This window comes from Sphingomonas changnyeongensis (genome assembly GCF_009913435.1).
Lineage (GTDB): Bacteria > Pseudomonadota > Alphaproteobacteria > Sphingomonadales > Sphingomonadaceae > Sphingomonas_B > Sphingomonas_B changnyeongensis.
Window position 1 is genome coordinate 39,096 of the sequence record NZ_CP047895.1, and the last position, 19,361, is coordinate 58,456.

The window sequence follows — 19,361 nt, forward strand, 5'->3', positions numbered from 1 at the left end:
AGTTCTCTTTCCTGTCGGCCTCAAGCGGCCTGCTTCTGCTCGGCCGCGTTGTCGCGCGGGAACGGGAAACCGAAAAGACGCAGCAGCTCGCGCGCTTCATCATCGGTCTTCGCGGTGGTGGTGACGATCACGTCCATGCCCCGCACCTTGTCGATGCGGTCATAGCTGATTTCCGGGAACACCAGCTGTTCCTTCAGGCCCATGGCATAGTTGCCACGGCCATCGAACGAGTTGGCGTTGAGGCCACGGAAATCGCGGACGCGCGGCAGCGCGATCGTGATCAGGCGGTCGAGAAACTCGTACATGCGTTCGCGGCGCAGGGTCACCTTGCAGCCGATCGGCATGCCTTCACGCAGCTTGAACTGCGCGATCGACTTCTTCGCCTTGGTGATGACAGGCTTCTGGCCGGCGATCGCTTCCATTTCGGCAGCGGCCGCTTCGACCTTCTTCTTGTCCTGGGTCGCTTCGCCGACGCCCATGTTGAGCACGATCTTGTCGATCTTCGGCACTTCGAGCGGATTCTTGTAGCCGAACTTCTCGGTCATCGCCTTCACGATGCTCTCGTCGTACAGCTTGCGCATCCGCGGGGTGTAGGTGTCAGCCATTGATGACCTCCCCGGACTTGACGGCCACGCGGACCTTCTTGCCATCACGCGTTTCGAAACGGACGCGCGTCGCCTTGCCGCTCTTGGGGTCGACGATCGCGACCTTCGAGGCGTGCAGCGGCGCTTCCGAACGCTCCAGGCCACCCTGCGGGTTGACCTGGCTCGGCTTCTTGTGACGCACGGCGACGTTCACGCCGGCGACGACGACCTTGCCTTCCTTCGGCAGGGCGCGGGTGACTTCACCGGTCTTGCCCTTGTCCTTGCCGGACAGGACGACGACCGTGTCACCCTTTTTGATCTTGGCCATAGCCATGGTTACAGCACCTCCGGCGCCAGGCTGATGATCTTCATGTGCTTCTTGCCGCGCAGTTCGCGCACGACCGGACCAAAGATGCGGGTGCCGATCGGCTCCTCATTCTTGTTCACGAGCACAGCGGCGTTCGAATCGAACCGGATGGTCGAGCCGTCGGCGCGGTGAATGTCCTTCGCCGTGCGCACGATAACCGCGCGGTGCACGTCGCCCTTCTTCACCTTGCCGCGCGGGGCAGCTTCCTTGACCGAGACGACGATGATGTCGCCGACGGTCGCGGTGCGGCGCTTGGACCCGCCCAGCACCTTGATGCACTGGACGCGCTTCGCGCCCGAGTTATCCGCCACGTCCAGGTTGGACTGCATCTGGATCATGTGCTGTCCTCCTTAGCCTTCGGCCGTCGCCGCGGGCGGCGTCGAACGGGTGGCGACGCGCTCGATCACGCGCCAGGTCTTGAGCTTGGAGATCGGCGCGGTCTCTTCGATGCGCACAGTCTCGCCCTCGCGATACTCATTGCCCTCGTCATGGGCATGATACTTCTTCGAACGGCGGATGATCTTGCCGTAGAGCGGGTGCTTCACCTTGCGCTCCACACGGACGACCACCGTTTTGTCGGTCTTGTCGGAGACAACCGTCCCCGTCAGCACGCGCTTCGGCATGTTTCCGTATCCTTACTTCGCAGCCGAGCGCGTGCGCTCGGACTGCAGCGTCTTGATGCGCGCGATGGTGCGGCGCACTTCGCGGACCCGCGACGGCTTTTCCAGCTGGCTGGTCGCCGCCTGGAAGCGCAGGTTGAACGCCTCACGCTTCAGCTGGCCGAGCTGTTCGGCGAGCTGATCATCGGTCATCGGCTTCAGGTCGCTCGTCTTCACTTCGCGGCTCCCAGGTGAGAGGTGTCGCCCAGACGCGCGACGACCTTCGTCTTGATCGGCAGCTTCATCGCCGCGCGGCTGAACGCGGTCGCGGCGACATCGCCCGGCACACCGTCCAGTTCGAACAGGATGCGGCCCGGCTTGACGCGCGCCACCCAGAACTCCGGCGAACCCTTGCCCGAGCCCATGCGGACTTCGGCGGGCTTGGACGACACCGGCACGTCCGGGAAGATGCGGATCCAGAGCCGGCCCTGGCGCTTGATGTGGCGCGTGATGGCGCGGCGGGCGGCCTCGATCTGGCGGGCGGTGATCCGCTCCGGCTCCATGGCCTTCAGGCCATAGGCGCCGAAGTTGAGCTGGGTGCCGCCGGGCGCATCACCATGGATGCGGCCCTTGAAGGCCTTGCGGAACTTGGTGCGTTTCGGTTGCAGCATGATTTTCTATCCTGCCCTTAGCGCGCCGGACGCACGCCGGAGGTCTGTGCCTCCATCATCAGACGGTCCTGCGCGGTCGGATCATGGCCGAGGATCTCGCCCTTGAAGATCCAGACCTTGACCCCGCACACGCCATAAGCGGTGTGGGCCTGGGCCTCAGCATAATCGACATTGGCGCGCAGCGTGTGCAGCGGCACCCGGCCTTCGCGATACCATTCGGTGCGCGCGATCTCGGCACCGCCCAGACGGCCGGCGCAGGTGATGCGGATGCCTTCGGCGCCCAGACGCAGCGCCGACTGCACGGCCCGCTTCATCGCCCGGCGGAACGCCACGCGGCGCTCCAGCTGGTCGGCGACCGACTGGGCGACGAGCTTCGCGTCGATCTCGGGCTTGCGGATCTCGACGATGTTCAGCGACACGTCGCTCGCCGTCATCGCACCCAGCTTCTTGCGAAGCTTTTCGATGTCGGCGCCCTTCTTGCCGATGATCACGCCGGGGCGCGCCGCATAGATCGAGATGCGGCACAGCTTGGCCGGACGCTCAATGACCACCTTGGAGATCGCGGCCTGGGGCAGCGTCTTCAGGATGTACTTGCGGATCTCGAGGTCCTCGAGAAGCAGCCGGCCATAATCGGCGCCTTCGGCGAACCAGCGGCTGTCCCAGGTCCGGTTGATCTGGAGGCGCAGCCCGATCGGATTGCTCTTCTGACCCATTATGCTTCTTCCTGCTCGCGCACGACGATGCGAAGGCGGCTGAACGGCTTCACGATCCGGGTCGAACGGCCACGCGCACGGGTCGCGAACCGCTTCATCGAGATCGACTTGCCGACCGACGCTTCCTGGACGACCAGCGCATCGACATCGAGATTGTGGTTGTTCTCGGCATTGGCGATCGCCGAGGCGAGGACCTTGCGAACCTCGACCGCCATCGCCTTGGGCGAGAACTGGAGGATGCTCATCGCCTCCCCAGCCTTCTTGCCGCGGATCAGACCGGCGACAAGGTTAAGCTTCTGCGCGCTGCCGCGGATGGTGGTGCCAACCGCCAGCGCTTCCTTGTCGCCCACGCGACGCGGAGCTGCCTGCTTGCCCATTAGCGCTTGCCCTTCTTGTCAGCGGCATGGCCGGGGAAGAAGCGGGTCGGCGCGAACTCGCCGAGCTTCATGCCCACCATTTCCTCGTTCACCAGCACCGGCACGAACTTGCGGCCGTTATAGACGTTGAACGTCAGGCCGACGAACTGCGGCAGGATGGTCGACCGGCGCGACCAGGTCTTGATCGGCGCGCGCGCACCGGAGTCCTGGGCCGCCTCGGCCTTTTTCAGAAGGCTCAGTTCGACGAACGGGCCTTTCCAGACGGAACGGGCCATGGCTTAACCCTTCTTCTTCGCGTGACGCGACCGGATGATGAACTTGTCGGTCGCCTTGTTGTGACGGGTGCGCGCACCCTTGGTCGGCTTGCCCCACGGGGTGACCGGATGACGGCCGCCCGAGGTCCGGCCTTCACCACCGCCGTGCGGATGGTCGACCGGGTTCTTGGCGACGCCGCGGGTCAGCGGGCGCTTGCCCAGCCAGCGGTTGCGGCCGGCCTTGGCAAGATACTGGTTGGCGTTGTCGGGGTTCGACACCGCGCCAACGGTCGCCATGCACTCGCCGCGGATGTAGCGCTGCTCGCCCGAGTTCAGGCGGACGATCACCATGCCGCGGTCACGGCCGACGACCTGCACATAGGTGCCCGCCGAACGCGCGATCTGACCGCCCTTGCCGGGCTTCATCTCGACATTGTGGACGATGGTGCCGACCGGAACCTGGCCGATTTCCATCGCGTTGCCCGGCTTCACGTCGGTCTTCTTGCCCGCGACGATGACGTCGCCGGCCTGAAGGCGCTGCGGCGCGATGACATAGGCGAGTTCGCCGTCCTCATATTTCACAAGGGCGATGAAGGCCGTGCGGTTGGGATCATATTCGATCCGCTCGACGGTCGCCGGCATGTCCCACTTGCGACGCTTGAAGTCGATGAAGCGGTAACGCTGCTTGTGGCCGCCGCCGATGCCGCGGCTGGTCACATGACCCTTGTTGTTGCGGCCACCGGTCTTGCGCTTCCCCTCGGTCAGCGCCTTGACCGGCTTGCCCTTGTACAGGCTCGACCGGTCGACCAGGATCAGGCCACGACGCGCCGGGCTGGTCGGATTATAATGCTTGAGCGCCATTGCCTCAGATCCCCGTCGTCACGTCGATCGAGTCGCCGTCCTTCAGCGTCACGATCGCCTTCTTCACATCCGAGCGCGTATAGGGCTTGCCCTTCCAGCGCTTGGTCTTGCCCTTCTGGGTGAGCGTGTTGACGCCGGTCACGGTCACGCCGAACAGGGCCTCGACCGCCGCCTTGATCTGCGGCTTGGTCGCGTCCTGGGCAACCTTGAACACGACGGCGTTATGCTCGGAGAGCAAGGTCGCCTTTTCGGTGATGTGCGGCGCGACCACCACGTCATAGTGACGGATGTCGGCCGCCACGGCCTGCTTCTTAGCCATTGAACCGGGCCTCCAGCTTTTCGACGGCCGCGCGGGTCAGGACCAGCGTCTCGGCGCGAAGGATATCGTACACATTGGCGCCGATCGCCGGCAGCACGTCGATCGTGTGCAGGTTGCGGGCCGCGAGCGCGAAGCTGGTGTCGACCTGATCGCCGTCGATCACGAGCGCGGTCTTGCCGAAGCCGAGCTTGGCGAGATTGCCCATGAGCGCGCGGGTCTTGCCGCCATCGACCGTCAGGCTGTCCATGACGATCAGCTGGCCGGCCTTCACCTTGGACGACAGCGCCATCTTGAGGCCGAGGGCGCGGACCTTCTTGTTCAGCGACGGGTTGAAGTCGCGGACACGCGGGCCGTGCGCCTTACCGCCGCCGATGAACACCGGCGCGCGGCGATCGCCGTGACGGGCGGTGCCGCCGCCCTTCTGGCGGCCGAACTTCTTGCCGGTGCGGGCGACGTCCGACCGCTCGCGGGCGGCGCGGGCAGTGCCGCGGCGCTTTTCGAGCTGCCAGGTGACGACGCGGTGCAGGATGTCGGCGCGCGGCTCCAGGCCGAAGATCTCGTCGTTGAGATCGATCTCGCCTTTGCCCTGGGCGTCGAGGGTCTGAACTTGGACCTTCATCGCTTAGCCTTCCTGGGTCTCGCTGGCCTCGACAGCCGCGTCAGCGGGCGTGTCGGCAGGCGCATCATTGTTGTTCTGGGCGACCTTGAGGCCGGCCGGATACGGCGCGTCAGCCGGGCGCGGCACCTTGACCGCGTCCTTGACGGTCAGCCACGCACCCTTGTGGCCCGGGACCGAACCCTTGAGGAAGATTAGCCCGCGCTCGGCGTCGGTCAGCACGACTTCCAGATTCTGCTGGGTGCGCTGACGGTCGCCCATGTGGCCGGCCATCTTCTTGTTCTTGAACACGCGGCCCGGATCCTGGCGGTTGCCGGTCGAACCGTGCGAACGGTGCGACACCGACACGCCGTGCGTGGCGCGCAGACCGCCAAAGCCCCAGCGCTTCATCGCGCCGGCAAAACCCTTACCCTGGGTATGGCCCGACACGTCGACCAGCTGGCCGGCGACGAAATGATCGGCGGAGATTTCCGCGCCGACATCGAGGAGCGCGTCCTCGGCGACCCGGAACTCGACCAGCTGCGCCTTGGGCTCGACTTCGGCCTTGCCGAAATGGCCACGCTGCGGCTTGGCGACATTCTTCGCCTTGGCAGTGCCGGCGCCGAGCTGGACCGCAACATAGCCGTCGCGATCGGCCTCACGGCGCGCAACGACCTGGAGGTTGTCGAGCTGGAGCACGGTGACCGGAACGTGCCGGCCGTCTTCCTTGAACAAGCGGGTCATGCCCACTTTCTTCGCGATCACGCCTGTGCGCATGATCTGATCCCTTCCTGCATAGGCTCCAAGGCGGCGTCCTGCCGGCCCGGGAGCGTGCCAACGAAAAAGGCTCCGGAACCTCCGGAGCCAGCCCAAAAGATCAATCGCCCCCGCCCGGGCCGGTATCCGCATTGCTGCGAATGGCGGGGACGCAGGCCATGCAGCCTGGCGGCTGCATGCGGTATCCCTGAGTTCGCTATGGGTGCGGCGGACCTTGCCGTCGCCCGGCCTCGCTTCGGGCCGGACCCCGGATCAGCTGCGTGCAGCCTGCCGGGGCAACCTGGAAGCGAGCGGAAAGCCCGCCTCCGAATCTGGAGCGCCGCCTTTACGCGAGTTTGATCTCGACATCAACACCCGCGGCGAGGTCGAGCTTCATCAGCGCGTCGACCGTCTGCGGGGTCGGCTGCACGATGTCGAGCATGCGCTTGTAGGTGCGGACCTCGAACTGCTCGCGCGACTTCTTGTCGACATGCGGCGAGCGGTTGACGGTGAATTTTTCGATGCGCGTCGGGAGCGGGATCGGACCACGGATGAGAGCGCCGGTGCGGCGGGCGGTGTCGGCGATGTCGCCGGTCGCCTGATCGAGCACGCGATGATCGAACGCCTTGAGGCGAATGCGAATGTTCTGGGTTTCCATGTCCACTACCGATGCGAAAGAGCCATGCCCGGTTGAGCCGGGCTTCTATAAATTACAAAGCCGCCCGGCCCCTAGAAGGGACCGGGCGGCCATGCAAGCAAAAGCTTACTTGGTGATGTTCGCCACGACGCCGGCGCCGACGGTGCGGCCGCCTTCGCGGATGGCGAAACGCAGACCCTGGTCCATCGCGATCGGGGCGATCAGCTTGATGTTCAGGTTCACATTGTCGCCCGGCATCACCATTTCGGTGCCTTCCGGCAGTTCCACGGTGCCCGTCACGTCGGTGGTGCGGAAGTAGAACTGCGGACGATAGTTGGCGAAGAACGGCGTGTGACGGCCGCCTTCGTCCTTCGACAGCACATAGACTTCGGCCGAGAAGTCGGTGTGCGGGGTGATGGTGCCCGGCTTGGCCAGAACCTGACCACGCTCGACTTCGTCACGCGCCACGCCGCGGATCAGCGCACCGATGTTGTCGCCGGCCTGGCCCTGGTCGAGCAGCTTGCGGAACATTTCGACGCCGGTAACGACGGTCTTGCGGGTGTCCTTGATGCCGACGATTTCGACTTCTTCGCCAACCTTCACGATGCCGGTTTCGACACGACCGGTGACGACGGTGCCGCGACCCGAGATCGAGAACACGTCTTCGATCGGCATCAGGAACGGCTTGTCCAGCGGACGCTCCGGCTGCGGGATATAGGCATCGACCTGACGCATCAGCTCAAGCACGGCTTCATGGCCGATTTCGCGGTTCGAATCTTCGAGCGCAGCAAGGGCCGAACCCTTGACGATCGGAATATCGTCGCCCGGGAAGTCGTACGACGACAGCAGCTCACGGATTTCCAGCTCGACCAGCTCGAGCAGCTCGGGGTCGTCGACCTGGTCGACCTTGTTCATGAACACGACGAGCGCCGGAACGCCGACCTGACGGGCGAGCAGGATGTGCTCGCGGGTCTGCGGCATCGGGCCGTCGGCAGCCGACACGACCAGGATCGCGCCGTCCATCTGGGCGGCACCGGTGATCATGTTCTTCACATAGTCGGCGTGACCCGGGCAGTCGACGTGCGCGTAGTGGCGCGCTTCGGTTTCATATTCGACGTGGGCGGTCGAAATGGTGATGCCGCGCTCGCGCTCTTCCGGGGCCTTGTCGATGTTGGCATAGTCGACGAAGGTGGCGCCGCCGGTTTCAGCGAGCACCTTGGTGATCGCCGCGGTCAGCGAGGTCTTGCCATGGTCAACGTGGCCGATGGTGCCGATGTTGCAATGCGGCTTCGTCCGCTCGAACTTTGCTTTCGCCATTTCTTCCTCTGTCTATCAAACCGTTTCGCCGCCGGGCCGCAGCGCCTGTTCACCCGTAGCTCTCGTTCACCCGCAGATCGTGTGAAAGGGGCGAACCCCACGCGCAGGCCGCCGGCCCGGAAATCCCGACCCGCAACGAAGCGCGGCCCGTAACCCAAACGCGACGGAAACGCCAGAGGCATTTTGACGCGCCGCGCGGTCGCGCGCGCCCATTTAGCCTCTTCGCGCGCCCGCGCAAGAGACGATGATCGGCGGGCGGCGCGAAAAGCGCTGCCGACATGCCCGAAACGGGACGCCGGGACCGGGCAAACGCTCCAGCCGAGCGGCCCAGCGCTGCCGACAGCCGACCGCCGGACCCAGCGACCTGTCCTGCGCGCGAATCGCCGCCCGCACCACCCCCACCCGGCTGCAGCCGGCCGAGGTCCGAAATTGGCTGCGCCCTCCCCGGCGGGCGGACATGCCGCACGCCGGAGAGGGCGCCAATGCCGGTCAGGCCGGGATCAGGCGAGCTTCGCCTTGACCTCGTCCGCCACGTTCTGCGGCACTTCGTCATAGTGCGAGAACTGCATCGTGTACTGCGCACGCCCCTGGGTGAAGGAGCGCAGCTGGTTCACATAGCCGAACATGTTGGCGAGCGGGACCAGCGCGTTCACCGCCTGGGCGTTGCCGCGCGTGTCGGTGCCCTGGATCTGGCCGCGGCGGCTGTTCAGATCGCCGATGACGTCGCCCAGATAGTCTTCCGGGGTCACGACCTCGACCTTCATGATCGGCTCGAGCAGCTTGATGCCGGCCTTGGCCGCCACTTCGCGCATCGCGCCACGGGCGCAGATTTCGAACGCCAGCGCCGACGAGTCGACGTCGTGATAGGCGCCGTCCACCAGATGCACTTCGAAGTCGATGATCGGGAAGCCGATCAGATGGCCGGTTTCGGCGGTTTCGCGGAAGCCCTTTTCCACCGACGGGATGTATTCGCGCGGAATGTTGCCGCCCTTCACCTCGTCGAAGAACTGGTAGCCCGAACCACGCTCGCCCGGCTTCACCTGCACCTTGACGCGGCCGAACTGGCCCGAGCCGCCCGACTGCTTCTTGTGGGTGTAGTCGATTTCGACCGGCTTCGCGAGATATTCGCGATACGCCACCTGCGGCGCGCCGACATTGGCCTCGACCTTGAACTCGCGCTTCATGCGGTCAACGATGATTTCGAGGTGGAGTTCGCCCATCCCCTTGATGATCGTCTGGCCCGATTCATGGTCGGTCGAGACGCGGAACGACGGATCCTCGGCGGCCAGGCGGTTGAGCGCGAGGCCCATCTTTTCCTGGTCGGCCTTGGTCTTGGGTTCGACCGACAGCTCGATGACCGGCTCGGGGAACTCCATGCGCTCAAGGATGATCGGCGCATTGGGCGCGCACAGCGTGTCGCCCGTGGTCGTTTCCTTCAGCCCCGCAATGGCGACGATGTCGCCGGCATAGGCCTCGTCAATGTCCTCGCGGCTGTTGGCATGCATCAGCAGCATGCGGCCGATCTTTTCCTTCTTGTCCTTCACCGAGTTGAGGACGGTGCCCTTTTCGAGCTTGCCCGAATAGATGCGCGCGAAGGTGAGCGAGCCGACGAACGGGTCGTTCATGATCTTGAACGCCAGAGCCGAGAAGGGCGCGGTGTCTTCGGCCGGGCGCGTGTCCTCGGTCTCGCCGTCGAGCTTGACGCCCTGGACCGCCGGAATGTCGAGCGGCGACGGCAGATAATCGACGATCGCGTCGAGCAGCGGCTGCACGCCCTTGTTCTTGAACGCCGAACCGCACAGCACCGGCACGAACGAGAAGCTGAGCGTGCCCTTGCGGATCAGCGCCTTCAGCGTTTCGGCGTCCGGCTCCTTGCCTTCCAGATAGGCTTCCATCGCCGCATCGTCCTGCTCGACGGCAAGCTCGATCAGCTCCTGGCGCGCGACTTCGGCCGCGTCCTTCAGATCTTCGGGAATATCCTGATACTCGAACTTCGCGCCGAGCGACTCTTCGAGCCAGATGATCGCGCGGTTGTTGACCAGGTCAACCAGGCCCTTGAAGCCGCTTTCGATGCCGATCGGCAGATAGAGCACCGCCGGGCGCGCGCCCAGACGGTCCTTGATCATGTCGACGCAGCGCTCGAAGCTCGCGCCGGTGCGGTCGAGCTTGTTGACGAAGCACATGCGCGGCACGCGGTACTTGTCGGCCTGGCGCCACACGGTTTCCGACTGCGGCTCGACACCGGCAACGCCATCGAAGCAGGCGACCGCGCCGTCGAGCACGCGCAGCGAGCGTTCGACTTCGATGGTGAAGTCGACGTGCCCCGGCGTGTCGATGATGTTGACGCGGTGGTCGTTCCAGAAACAGGTGGTCGCGGCCGACGTGATCGTGATCCCGCGCTCCTGCTCCTGCTCCATCCAGTCCATGGTGGCGGTGCCTTCATGCACTTCGCCGATCTTGTAGGACTTGCCGGTGTAATAGAGGATGCGCTCGGTGGTCGTGGTCTTGCCGGCGTCGATATGCGCCATGATGCCGATGTTGCGATAGCGCTCGAGCGGATGGCTGCGGGCCATGATCGTCGGTTCCTTGCGAAAGGGGGAGCCGGACCGTCCGGCTCCCCCGCATTTAGGTGAGAGGTGTTACCAGCGGTAGTGGCTGAAGGCGCGGTTCGCCTCCGCCATGCGGTGCGTGTCTTCGCGCTTCTTGACCGCATTGCCGCGATTCTGCGCCGCGTCGAGCAGCTCGCCCGACAGGCGGGCGGACATCGTCTTCTCGCTGCGCGCGCGGGCGGCGGCGATCAGCCAGCGGATGGCGAGCGCCTGGGCGCGTTCGGCGCGGACTTCGACCGGCACCTGATAGGTCGCACCGCCGACGCGGCGGCTGCGGACTTCGATGCCCGGCTTCACATTGTTGAGCGCGTCATGGAAAACGGCCAGCGGCTCGCGCTTGGCGCGCTGCTCGACCGTGTCGAGCGCACCATAGACGATCGATTCCGCGACGGACTTCTTGCCGTCGAGCATGACGCTGTTCATGAACTTGGAGAGGACCTGATCCCCGAACTTCGGATCAGGCAGGATTTCCCGCTTTTCGGGACGACGACGACGAGCCATTGATCTGTTCCTTCAAACTTCAGCCTGGGTGCCGGACGGGCCGGCGGCTTACTTCGGACGCTTTGCGCCGTACTTCGAACGCGACTGCTTGCGGTCCTTGACACCCTGGGTGTCGAGCACGCCGCGCAGCACGTGATAGCGCACGCCCGGCAAGTCGCGGACGCGGCCGCCGCGGATCAGCACCACCGAGTGCTCCTGAAGGTTGTGACCTTCACCGGGGATGTAGCTGATCACTTCGCGCTGGTTGGTCAGGCGAACCTTGGCCACCTTGCGCAGCGCCGAGTTCGGCTTTTTCGGGGTCGTCGTATAGACGCGGGTGCAGACGCCGCGCTTCTGCGGGTTCTGCTCCATCGCAGGGACCTTGGACTTGGCCTTCTGCGGCTCGCGGCCCTTGCGGACCAGCTGGTTGATCGTCGGCATTGAAGCTCTTCACCTTGTTGCAAACGGTTACTTTGCTGACGCCCGAATCGAGACACAGCGACTATCCGTCGTTGAACCGCCCCGTCGGGGGGAACCGGCAGGCCAACCATCGCCAGGGGCGATTGTCAGGCATCCGGCTGTTCAACACGAAAGGGCCTGGGCGGCTATCCAGCCCCCCGGCCCCTGCTGCGCCAGCAATGTTCAAGCTCGTCCACGCAGGTCGGAAGCCACAGCGATGCTGCCATTCCTCGCCTTGCGGACGTGGGCGGGCCTATAGCCGCGCCTGCCCCCTGGTCAATGTCCGCCCCGGCACGCCCCGACGCTGTGGACAAGCCGGTGGGCGAAGATGGGGGCGGATGAGCGGGCAGGGCAACACCGGCATGAGAAAGCAGCCAGGCGCGCGGCTTGCAAATCCCAGCCATGCCCGGCATTTGGCCGGCCATGCTTTCCCAACGGACACGTTATGCGATCCGCGCGCTGCTGCATCTCGCCGATCGCCATGGCGAAGGCCCGGTGCAGCTGACCGAAATCGCGGCGAAACAGAATATTCCGCCCAAATTCCTGACCGTCATCCTGTCCGAAATCGGCCGGGCCGGGCTGGTCGAGACGCAGCGCGGCCGCGACGGCGGCTATTGGCTGGCGCGCGACCCGCGCGAGATCAGCTATGGCGACATCATCCGGCTGACGCGCGGCAGCCTGGCGCTTGTCCCCTGTGCCAGCCGGCTGGCCTATCAGCCGTGCGAAAACTGCGTGACCCAGGAAGAATGCCGCGTCCACTGGGTGATGCTCAAGCTGCGCGACGAAACCGCGCGCATCCTCGATCAGGTGACGCTCGCCGACCCCGCGCCGGTCGATTCGGTCGAGCCGGTCCTGCCCTGAACCGGCAGCTGGCCGGGCTTGACGCTAGCGCATCCATGGCTGCCGACGGACCTGTGGACAGCCGGTTTCATTGCGCTATTCAAACGGCATGAGCCTTCCACCCCTGTTTGATCGCCTGCGGCTTCCCGTCATCGGCTCGCCGCTGTTCATTGTCTCCGGCCCCGATCTGGTGATCGCCCAGTGCAAGGCCGGCATCGTCGGTTCGTTCCCGGCGCTGAACGCCCGGCCGCAAAGCCTGCTCGATGAATGGCTGCACCGCATCACCGAGGAACTGGCGGCGTGGAACCGCAACAATCCGGACCGGCCGGCCGCGCCCTTCGCGGTCAACCAGATCGTCCACAAGTCGAACGACCGGCTGGAACAGGATCTTGAAACCTGCGCCAAATGGCAGGTGCCGATCATCATCACCTCGCTCGGCGCGCGCGAGGATCTGAACACCGCCGTCCATGCCTGGGGCGGCATCACCCTGCACGACGTGATCAACAACCGCTTTGCCCGCAAGGCGATCGAAAAGGGCGCGGACGGGCTGATCCCGGTCGCCGCCGGCGCAGGCGGCCATGCCGGCACCATCTCGCCCTTCGCACTGGTGTCCGAAATCCGCGAATGGTTCGACGGGCCGATCGCCCTGTCGGGGTCGATCGCCAATGGCCATTCGATCCTGGCCGCGCAGGCGGCGGGCGCGGATCTCGCCTATATCGGCTCCGCATTCATCGCGACCGCCGAGGCCAATGCCGATCAGGGCTATAAGCAGGCGATCGTCGAAAGCAGCGCCTCCGACATTGTCTATTCGGACCTGTTCACCGGCGTGCACGGCAATTATCTGCGCGGCTCGATCGAGGCGGCGGGGCTTGACCCCGACAATCTGCCCAAGGGCGACTACAGCACGATGAACTTCGGCTCGGGCGGCAACACCGAGAAAAAGGCGTGGCGCGACATCTGGGGTTCGGGCCAGGGGATCGGTTCGGTCAAGGCGGTCGAGACGGTTGCCGACCGGATCGACCGGCTGGAACGCGAATATCGCACCGCCTGGGGCGAATTGCAGGGCAAGGTCCGCAAGGGCTGGTGACACCAGCGGTTGGGAACGGTCAGGGGCTGTTACGCGATCCGGCAATGGGCCGTTCGGCCCATTGCCGGGGCAGCGCGGCGGGCACCAGCCTACTGCTGTGACGCCCCTTACAACGCGCGTTCGAGCTTCTGGATCAGGCCCAGCGCCGGGCTGACCGGCAGCGCCTCGTACATGTCGCGGTCGATCCGCGCGACCCGGTCATACAGGTCGGTGCTCGCCGCGATCAGCTGGACGGCGGCGGGCGGCATCATGGCGATCGCATCCGCCTCGCTGCCGGCGGCATGGCCCAGCCGGCGCGACTCCGCCCGCTCATCCTCGCGCACCTCGCCGGCGGCAATCGCCTTGCGCATCAGCAGCCAGGCGATGACATGCATCAGCCGGGTCGTGACCTTCAGCGATTCGCAGGAAAAGGACACGCGCGCCAGCGGCTCCAGCGCCTGCCGGTCGGCGCGGCCGCCCTCGTCGAAATAGGCGCGCGCTTCATCGGCGAGGAGCATCGCCTCGGTATAGAGGCTGTCAACGAGCCTCGCGGTCATCAGCTTGCGGCAATCAAGAGCCATCATGGCAAAAAGCTGCCACAGCCATGGCTGCGCCGCCACGGCCAATCGCGGTAAACCACGTCCCGATTTGGTCCATTGACGTCGCTGTCCCATCGTGGGCCGGACGTCGCCGGTCGAGCGCCCGCCCAGTTAGCCCCGCGCCCAGCCAGGCAGTGCCGTCAGGCAATGATGTCGGGGATCAGCTGGTCCTCCAGCGCGGCGATCTCGTCCCGCAGCTTGAGCTTGCGGCGCTTCAGCCGGGCAAGCTGCAACTGGTCGACATGCGCGGAGCCGATCAGGGCGGTGATCGCATCGTCCAGATCGCGATGTTCGATCCGCAGCAGCGCGAGTCGCCGCTCAATCTCCTCCTCGGTCACGCCCGTCTCTCCTGCCCGCCTTCGGCTCGCCCGGCAAAGCCGCTCGCCCTGCCGCGATTTACCTCTGTTTAACGGATAGGGCCGAGACATGGCGGAGGAAAGCTGTTCTACTGACCTTTCCGCAGCGACACGGCAGGCCGCCGGCCCCCTGGCGGAAAAAGTGCTGCTGGGAACCAAACAGAGGAGACCCGCACGATGGACAATGCGCATCTGGCCGCCCTTGAAGCCAAGCATGCCGGGCTGGACGCCCTGATTGTCTCGGAAATGCGACGACCCCTGCCCGATGAAGCCCGGATCGCCCAGCTGAAGAAGCAGAAGCTTCGCCTGAAGGACGAGATTACCCGCCAGTAACGGCCAGGACCGCAGCCGTCCCGCGCCCTTCGGCGCGGGCGGCAACCGGCGACGCACGACCCACGCGCCGCCCCCCCTCCCCGCGCACAGCGTGCGCCCGACCACCCCCCCGATAACCAGAATACCCGGTGCAGCGACCGACAGGCTCGTCGCTGCCACAGGCGCAGGCCGCCCACCCTGCGGCAAGGCAGCTGCGCGGGCCGGCCGGGGTGAAGGCCGGCGAGTCCCGTCTCAATCGATGCGGAACAATGGCGGCTTGCGCGCGGCCTCGGTCAGCTTGCGGGAGGTGACGACAATGGCCTTGGCAAAGGCCGGTGCCGCATAGCCGGGGGCCGATTGCGGACGCAGCACGATCTCCGGATCCACCGGCTGGTCGAAGCGCACACCATAGCGCGGCGGACGCGCCCAGACGACCGTTCCCGACACCGGCCCGACGCCGCGCAGCTCCGCCTCGACCGGCTGGCCGACCGCCAGCCGCTCGCCAAGCTCGATCATCATCCCGCCGGGTGACAGGTTACGGACGCGCGCCGGCCAGCTCGCCCCGTCGCCACAGCCAATCGCCGTGCCGAGGAAGAAATTGAGCCGCGCCTGGGCGCGATCCGGAAGATGATCGTCGGGTTTCGACATGACGGACGACCGGGCGACGCTCCAAAAGTGGCAGTTCCACCCTTGTCGCTTCGCCAAAAAAGGTCGACATCGGATTAAGGTTAAACGGGCGCTTAACCCCGTTTCACTCGTCGCGGGAGATTTTTTCCTGCCGCTCGTGCCGTTCCTGCGCCTCGACGGTCATCGTCGCGATCGGCCGCGCTTCCAGCCGGGCGAGCGAGATGGGTTCGCCGGTCACCTCGCAATAGCCATATTCGCCCTCGTCGATGCGGCGCAGCGCGGCATCGATCTTGGAGATCAGCTTGCGCTGCCGGTCGCGGGTCCGGAGCTCGATCGACCAGTCGGTCTCGCTCGACGCGCGGTCGGTGACATCGGGCTCGCGCAACGATTCCTTTTGCAGATGATCGAGCGTGTCCTGCGCCTCGCGCAGGATGTCGTCCTTCCAGGCCAGCAGCTTTTTCCGGAAATAGGCAAGCTGCCTGGGGTTCATGAACTCTTCGTCGGCCGACGGACGATAATCGTCGTCATTGACCGGCAACAGGGTTTTTCCGCTTTCGTCAACGCTACTCACAGCCGTCGCCATAGCCCTTCTCCGCCCTTCGCGGCCCGCTATGCAGCCGGGTCCGCGCCCTCGCTGGCGGGCTATAAACGGGCGGACAATGCAGCACAAGCGCCGCACGCGTGTGCGGGGGGCGTGAAAAAGGTCCGGAACCGGCGAGACCGACGCCAAGTAACGGCCAGCGGCATCCCGCCGCGCCGTTCAGCGCCGCGCCACGGAGCATCAGGCGGTTCAGGCGGCGCGGCGGGCCTCGGCGCCGGAAGGGGGTGCGGTGCCGATCGCGCGGCGGGCCTCTTCGATCCGCTTCTGATAGGCTGCGGCCACTTCCAGATGCGCCTCGCGCAGTTCGGCAGAAGCGGCGTCCAGCGCGAGCGTCCGGTGCTCGGCCGCTTCGCGCGCCAGATGGAGGATCCAGTTCAGATGCTCGCCAAGCGCACGGGTCATGTCCAGCCCCGCTTCCAGGCGCGCCCGGGTTTCGGATGCCGGCCGGACCGCCATGTCCTGATTGCCCATGCTGCTGCTCCCTTTCCGTCTGGACAGGGGCAAAATCGGCCAAGAACAGCCATTCCCGCAAGCTTGTGAAACTACGGATGAACCACGATTTTTCCCCTAAGGGCGAACCCGGAGCCGGGCGTTCACACGCGTGCAACACACAGCATCGGCCCGGTCACGCATCAGCCAGAATCGCCGCGATCCGGTCGACCGGATGGTTGGTCAGATCCTTTGCCACCTCCCCGATCAGCCGGTCGGCGACCGCCCTGCCATAATGGTCGCGCAGCTCGCCCAGCGTCCGGGCGGGGGCAATAACGACCAGCCGGTCGAGCCTGCCGGCCTCGGCGCGGGCGTTGAGCATCGCGGCGGCATCGGCGGCGAAGCGCGCTTCTTCCAGATTGTGGAAATCGGTGTTGGCATAGGCGCTGCGCCGGGCAGCACCGCCCTGCCGCCCCGGGACGCCCGGCATCGGCGCACCGGCGGACGCAAAACCGCGCCCCGGCGCATCGGTGCCCTGCGCGGCGGTCCGGGGATTGTCCTGCTCGGCCGCCGTCAGCAGCTCCAGCTCGGGTTCGAACGGGCTGCCGGCATTGCGGAACAACAGCATCCGGCTGCCATCGGCCACCAGCACCAGCGTGTCGTGCGGAATCCTCATCTCCGGCCTCCCTCTCACGCGCCAAGATCGCCACCCGGATCATGGCCGTGGCCGGGAAACGCGGCAGGCGCGCACGCGGTTGCGCGGTGCGTGGTTCAGGGGCGGGGTTGCGCGGCATCGCCGGCCCGGCCATAGCCGGTGCCATGCACGACATCCGCATCATCAGGGACGATCCGGCCGCCTTCGATGCCGGGCTGGCACGGCGCGGGCTGGAACCGGCCGCCGCCGAAATCCTCGCGCTCGACGAACGCCGTCGCGCGGCGGCGACCGCGCTGCAGGCTGCCCTTGCGCGCCGCAACGAGGCGTCGAAGGCGATCGGCCAGGCCAAGGCGCAGCGCGACGACGCAGCCGCCGAGGCGCTGATGGCGGAAGTTGCCGGCCTGAAGGACAGCCTGCCCGCGCTCGAGGATGCCGAACGGCAGCTGACCGGCGCGCTTGAGGCGCGGCTGGCGGTCATTCCCAACCTGCCGCTCGCCGATGTTCCGGACGGCGCCGACGAGACCGAAAATGCGCTGGTCCATGAACGCGGGACGCCGCCCGATTTCGTCTTTGCGCCGCGCGAACATGATGCGATCGGCCCGGCGCTGGGGCTGGATTTCGACACCGGCGTCAAGCTGGCGGGTGCGCGCTTCACGCTGCTGCGCGGGCCGGTGGCGCGGCTGTACCGCGCGCTTGGCCAGTTCATGCTCGACACGCTTGCCGGCCAGCATGGCTATGAGCTGGCGGTGCCGCCGCTGCTGGTGCGCGACGAGGTGATGTTCGGCACCGGGCAGCTGCCGAAGTTTGCCGAGGATTCGTTCCGCACGCTCGACGGGCGCTGGCTGATCCCGACGTCGGAGGTCAGCCTGACCAACATCGTCCGCGAAGCGATCCTGACCGAGGCGGAACTGCCGCTGCGCCTCACTGCCCTCACCCCCTGTTTCCGGTCGGAAGCCGGGGCGGCCGGGCGTGACACGCGCGGCTTCATCCGCCAGCACCAGTTCGACAAGGTCGAGATGGTGTCGATCACCACGCCCGAGGCGTCGGAGGCCGAGCATGAGCGGATGACCGCCTGTGCCGAAGACATTCTGGTGCGGCTGGAGCTGCCGTTCCGGCGGATGAAGCTGTGCACCGGCGACATGGGCTTTGCCGCCGCGCGCACCTATGACCTTGAGGTCTGGCTGCCCGGCCAGGCGCGCTACCGCGAGATTTCGAGCTGCTCGACCTGCACCGATTTCCAGAGCCGGCGGATGAACGCCCGCTACCGCCCGGCGGGTGAGAAGACGACCCGCTTCGTCCACACGCTCAACGGCTCGGGGCTTGCGGTCGGGCGGACGCTGGTCGCGGTGCTCGAAAACCATCAGCGCGCCGACGGGTCGGTGGCGGTGCCGGCGGCGCTGCGCCCCTATCTGGGCGGGGACGAGGCGATCGGGCCGGCCTGATGCGGATCCTCCTCACCAATGACGACGGCATCAACGCCCGCGGGCTGGCGGTGCTGGAGGAAATCGCCCGCACCCTGTCGGACGATATCTGGGTGGTCGCCCCGGCCGAGGAACAGTCGGGCGCCGGCCATTCGCTCACCATCACCCGCCCGCTCCGGCTGCGGCGCCTGGGCGAGCGGCGCTTCTGCGTCACCGGCACGCCGACCGATTCGGTGATGATGGCGCTCGCCAAGGTGATGGGCGACACGCCGCCCGACCTGATCCTGTCGGGGGTCAATCGCGGTGCCAACCTGGCCGAGGACGTGACTTATTCGGGTACGGTGTCGGCGGCGATGGAAGGGGCGCTGGCCGGGGTGCGGTCGATCGCGCTCAGCCAGGTCCATGCGGCCGAGGCACCGGGCGATGATGTGCCCTTCGCCGCCGCCCGCGCCTGGGGCGAACGCGTGCTCCGCCCGCTCATCGGCCTGCCGCTTGCGCCGCGCACGCTGATCAACGTCAACTTTCCGGCACGCGCGGCCGATCAGGTCAGGGGCGTGCGCGTCGTCGCCCAGGGCTTTCGCGACTATGGCCGGCTGCGCATCGTCTCCAACCGCGATCCGCGCGGCTATGAGTATCACTGGTTCGGCCTCGGGCCGACGATCGAGACGCCGGCCCATGCCACCGATCTCGAGGCGGTCCAGGACGGCTATGTCGCGGTCACGCCGCTTCAGCTCGACCTGACCCACCGCGAGTCGCTCGCGCCCATCGCCCGGCTGTTCGACTGATCGGGGCCTGCCCCCCTCCGCACGGACCCGGACTGGAAAAGCCGGCGCGTCTGGATTAATGGGCGCGGCTTC

General features: G+C 66.3%; 29 protein-coding genes. 5 read left to right on the plus strand and 24 right to left on the minus strand.

Annotated elements, in window-relative coordinates:
- Positions 1–20: 20 nt before the first annotated feature.
- The 18 genes from rplE to rpsL form a co-directional block, all read right to left on the minus strand.
- Positions 21–605 (minus strand): 50S ribosomal protein L5, encoded by a 585-nt coding sequence (gene rplE / locus GVO57_RS00220; RefSeq protein WP_160590868.1) that lies wholly within the window; start codon positions 603–605, stop codon positions 21–23.
- Positions 598–918: a 50S ribosomal protein L24 gene (rplX, locus tag GVO57_RS00225; RefSeq protein ID WP_160590870.1), complete on the minus strand. Its 321-nt coding sequence runs from the start codon at positions 916–918 to the stop codon at positions 598–600. The genes rplE and rplX overlap by 8 nt, the downstream gene beginning before the upstream one ends.
- Positions 919–920: 2 nt before the next feature.
- Positions 921–1,289 carry a 50S ribosomal protein L14 gene (gene rplN, locus GVO57_RS00230; protein ID WP_160590872.1) on the minus strand — a complete coding sequence of 123 codons (369 nt, stop codon included), beginning with the start codon at positions 1,287–1,289 and terminating at the stop codon, positions 921–923.
- A gap of 12 nt (positions 1,290–1,301) precedes the next feature.
- Entirely contained in the window at positions 1,302–1,574 is a 273-nt protein-coding gene (gene rpsQ, locus GVO57_RS00235; RefSeq protein WP_160590874.1) for a 30S ribosomal protein S17, read from the minus strand.
- A 12-nt stretch (positions 1,575–1,586) separates the two neighbouring features.
- The gene (gene rpmC / locus GVO57_RS00240; RefSeq protein WP_327785562.1) at positions 1,587–1,763 is read right to left on the minus strand and encodes a 50S ribosomal protein L29; all 177 of its coding nucleotides are present in this window, start codon (positions 1,761–1,763) and stop codon (positions 1,587–1,589) included.
- 20 nt (positions 1,764–1,783) lie between these two features.
- Positions 1,784–2,221 carry a 50S ribosomal protein L16 gene (gene rplP, locus GVO57_RS00245; RefSeq protein ID WP_160590878.1) on the minus strand — a complete coding sequence of 146 codons (438 nt, stop codon included), beginning with the start codon at positions 2,219–2,221 and terminating at the stop codon, positions 1,784–1,786.
- 17 nt (positions 2,222–2,238) lie between these two features.
- The gene (gene rpsC, locus GVO57_RS00250; RefSeq protein WP_160590880.1) at positions 2,239–2,934 is read right to left on the minus strand and encodes a 30S ribosomal protein S3; all 696 of its coding nucleotides are present in this window, start codon (positions 2,932–2,934) and stop codon (positions 2,239–2,241) included.
- On the minus strand, positions 2,934–3,311 hold the full coding sequence (gene rplV / locus GVO57_RS00255; RefSeq protein ID WP_160590882.1) for a 50S ribosomal protein L22: 378 nt from the start codon (positions 3,309–3,311) through the stop codon (positions 2,934–2,936). Before rplV ends, rpsC begins: the two co-directional genes overlap by 1 nt.
- The gene (rpsS, locus tag GVO57_RS00260) at positions 3,311–3,586 is read right to left on the minus strand and encodes a 30S ribosomal protein S19 (protein WP_160590884.1); all 276 of its coding nucleotides are present in this window, start codon (positions 3,584–3,586) and stop codon (positions 3,311–3,313) included. The genes rplV and rpsS overlap by 1 nt, the downstream gene beginning before the upstream one ends.
- 3 nt (positions 3,587–3,589) lie before the next feature.
- The gene (rplB, locus tag GVO57_RS00265; RefSeq protein ID WP_160590886.1) at positions 3,590–4,426 is read right to left on the minus strand and encodes a 50S ribosomal protein L2; all 837 of its coding nucleotides are present in this window, start codon (positions 4,424–4,426) and stop codon (positions 3,590–3,592) included.
- Positions 4,427–4,430: 4 nt separating this feature from the next.
- Positions 4,431–4,745 carry a 50S ribosomal protein L23 gene (locus GVO57_RS00270; protein WP_160590888.1) on the minus strand — a complete coding sequence of 105 codons (315 nt, stop codon included), beginning with the start codon at positions 4,743–4,745 and terminating at the stop codon, positions 4,431–4,433.
- Positions 4,738–5,364 carry a 50S ribosomal protein L4 gene (rplD, locus tag GVO57_RS00275; RefSeq protein WP_160590890.1) on the minus strand — a complete coding sequence of 209 codons (627 nt, stop codon included), beginning with the start codon at positions 5,362–5,364 and terminating at the stop codon, positions 4,738–4,740. The genes GVO57_RS00270 and rplD overlap by 8 nt, the downstream gene beginning before the upstream one ends.
- 3 nt (positions 5,365–5,367) lie before the next feature.
- On the minus strand, positions 5,368–6,117 hold the full coding sequence (gene rplC, locus GVO57_RS00280; protein ID WP_160590892.1) for a 50S ribosomal protein L3: 750 nt from the start codon (positions 6,115–6,117) through the stop codon (positions 5,368–5,370).
- 325 nt (positions 6,118–6,442) lie between these two features.
- Entirely contained in the window at positions 6,443–6,754 is a 312-nt protein-coding gene (rpsJ, locus tag GVO57_RS00285) for a 30S ribosomal protein S10 (protein ID WP_046347132.1), read from the minus strand.
- A gap of 105 nt (positions 6,755–6,859) precedes the next feature.
- Complete coding sequence (gene tuf / locus GVO57_RS00290; protein WP_160590894.1) at positions 6,860–8,050, minus strand: elongation factor Tu; 1,191 nt, start codon at positions 8,048–8,050, stop codon at positions 6,860–6,862.
- A 500-nt stretch (positions 8,051–8,550) separates the two neighbouring features.
- A complete protein-coding gene (gene fusA, locus GVO57_RS00295; RefSeq protein WP_160590896.1) occupies positions 8,551–10,623 on the minus strand; it encodes an elongation factor G in 2,073 nt (690 codons plus the stop codon).
- Positions 10,624–10,689: 66 nt separating this feature from the next.
- A complete protein-coding gene (rpsG, locus tag GVO57_RS00300) occupies positions 10,690–11,160 on the minus strand; it encodes a 30S ribosomal protein S7 (protein WP_160590898.1) in 471 nt (156 codons plus the stop codon).
- Positions 11,161–11,208: 48 nt separating this feature from the next.
- Positions 11,209–11,580, minus strand: a complete 372-nt coding sequence (rpsL, locus tag GVO57_RS00305; protein WP_019831557.1) for a 30S ribosomal protein S12 — start codon at positions 11,578–11,580, stop codon at positions 11,209–11,211.
- Between the two features lie 441 nt (positions 11,581–12,021).
- On the opposite strand from rpsL, the gene GVO57_RS00310 reads away from it, so the two are divergent.
- Both GVO57_RS00310 and GVO57_RS00315 read left to right on the plus strand, forming a co-directional pair.
- Positions 12,022–12,459: an RrF2 family transcriptional regulator gene (locus tag GVO57_RS00310; protein WP_160590900.1), complete on the plus strand. Its 438-nt coding sequence runs from the start codon at positions 12,022–12,024 to the stop codon at positions 12,457–12,459.
- An 88-nt stretch (positions 12,460–12,547) separates the two neighbouring features.
- Positions 12,548–13,525, plus strand: coding sequence for an NAD(P)H-dependent flavin oxidoreductase (locus tag GVO57_RS00315; RefSeq protein ID WP_160590902.1), 978 nt, complete (start codon positions 12,548–12,550; stop codon positions 13,523–13,525).
- Between the two features lie 107 nt (positions 13,526–13,632).
- Here GVO57_RS00315 and GVO57_RS00320 read toward each other — a convergent pair whose 3' ends face one another.
- Positions 13,633–14,061, minus strand: coding sequence for a DUF1465 family protein (locus tag GVO57_RS00320; RefSeq protein ID WP_233281403.1), 429 nt, complete (start codon positions 14,059–14,061; stop codon positions 13,633–13,635).
- Positions 14,062–14,243: 182 nt separating this feature from the next.
- A complete protein-coding gene (locus GVO57_RS00325) occupies positions 14,244–14,441 on the minus strand; it encodes a YdcH family protein (protein ID WP_201752659.1) in 198 nt (65 codons plus the stop codon).
- A gap of 195 nt (positions 14,442–14,636) precedes the next feature.
- On the opposite strand from GVO57_RS00325, the gene GVO57_RS00330 reads away from it, so the two are divergent.
- Complete coding sequence (locus tag GVO57_RS00330) at positions 14,637–14,792, plus strand: YdcH family protein (protein WP_160590906.1); 156 nt, start codon at positions 14,637–14,639, stop codon at positions 14,790–14,792.
- 231 nt (positions 14,793–15,023) lie between these two features.
- Here GVO57_RS00330 and GVO57_RS00335 read toward each other — a convergent pair whose 3' ends face one another.
- The 4 genes from GVO57_RS00335 to GVO57_RS00350 all read right to left on the minus strand — a co-directional run bounded on the left by GVO57_RS00335 (position 15,024) and on the right by GVO57_RS00350 (position 17,104).
- The gene (locus tag GVO57_RS00335; RefSeq protein WP_160590909.1) at positions 15,024–15,419 is read right to left on the minus strand and encodes a PilZ domain-containing protein; all 396 of its coding nucleotides are present in this window, start codon (positions 15,417–15,419) and stop codon (positions 15,024–15,026) included.
- 103 nt (positions 15,420–15,522) lie between these two features.
- The gene (gene dksA, locus GVO57_RS00340; protein ID WP_160590911.1) at positions 15,523–15,981 is read right to left on the minus strand and encodes an RNA polymerase-binding protein DksA; all 459 of its coding nucleotides are present in this window, start codon (positions 15,979–15,981) and stop codon (positions 15,523–15,525) included.
- Positions 15,982–16,188: 207 nt separating this feature from the next.
- The gene (locus GVO57_RS00345) at positions 16,189–16,470 is read right to left on the minus strand and encodes a hypothetical protein (RefSeq protein WP_160590913.1); all 282 of its coding nucleotides are present in this window, start codon (positions 16,468–16,470) and stop codon (positions 16,189–16,191) included.
- Between the two features lie 154 nt (positions 16,471–16,624).
- A complete protein-coding gene (locus GVO57_RS00350; protein WP_160590915.1) occupies positions 16,625–17,104 on the minus strand; it encodes a host attachment family protein in 480 nt (159 codons plus the stop codon).
- A gap of 143 nt (positions 17,105–17,247) precedes the next feature.
- On the opposite strand from GVO57_RS00350, the gene serS reads away from it, so the two are divergent.
- Together serS and surE are read left to right on the plus strand one after the other, a co-directional pair.
- Positions 17,248–18,525 carry a serine--tRNA ligase gene (gene serS, locus GVO57_RS00355; protein WP_160590917.1) on the plus strand — a complete coding sequence of 426 codons (1,278 nt, stop codon included), beginning with the start codon at positions 17,248–17,250 and terminating at the stop codon, positions 18,523–18,525.
- Positions 18,525–19,289 carry a 5'/3'-nucleotidase SurE gene (surE, locus tag GVO57_RS00360; protein WP_160590919.1) on the plus strand — a complete coding sequence of 255 codons (765 nt, stop codon included), beginning with the start codon at positions 18,525–18,527 and terminating at the stop codon, positions 19,287–19,289. Before serS ends, surE begins: the two co-directional genes overlap by 1 nt.
- Positions 19,290–19,361: the final 72 nt, after the last annotated feature.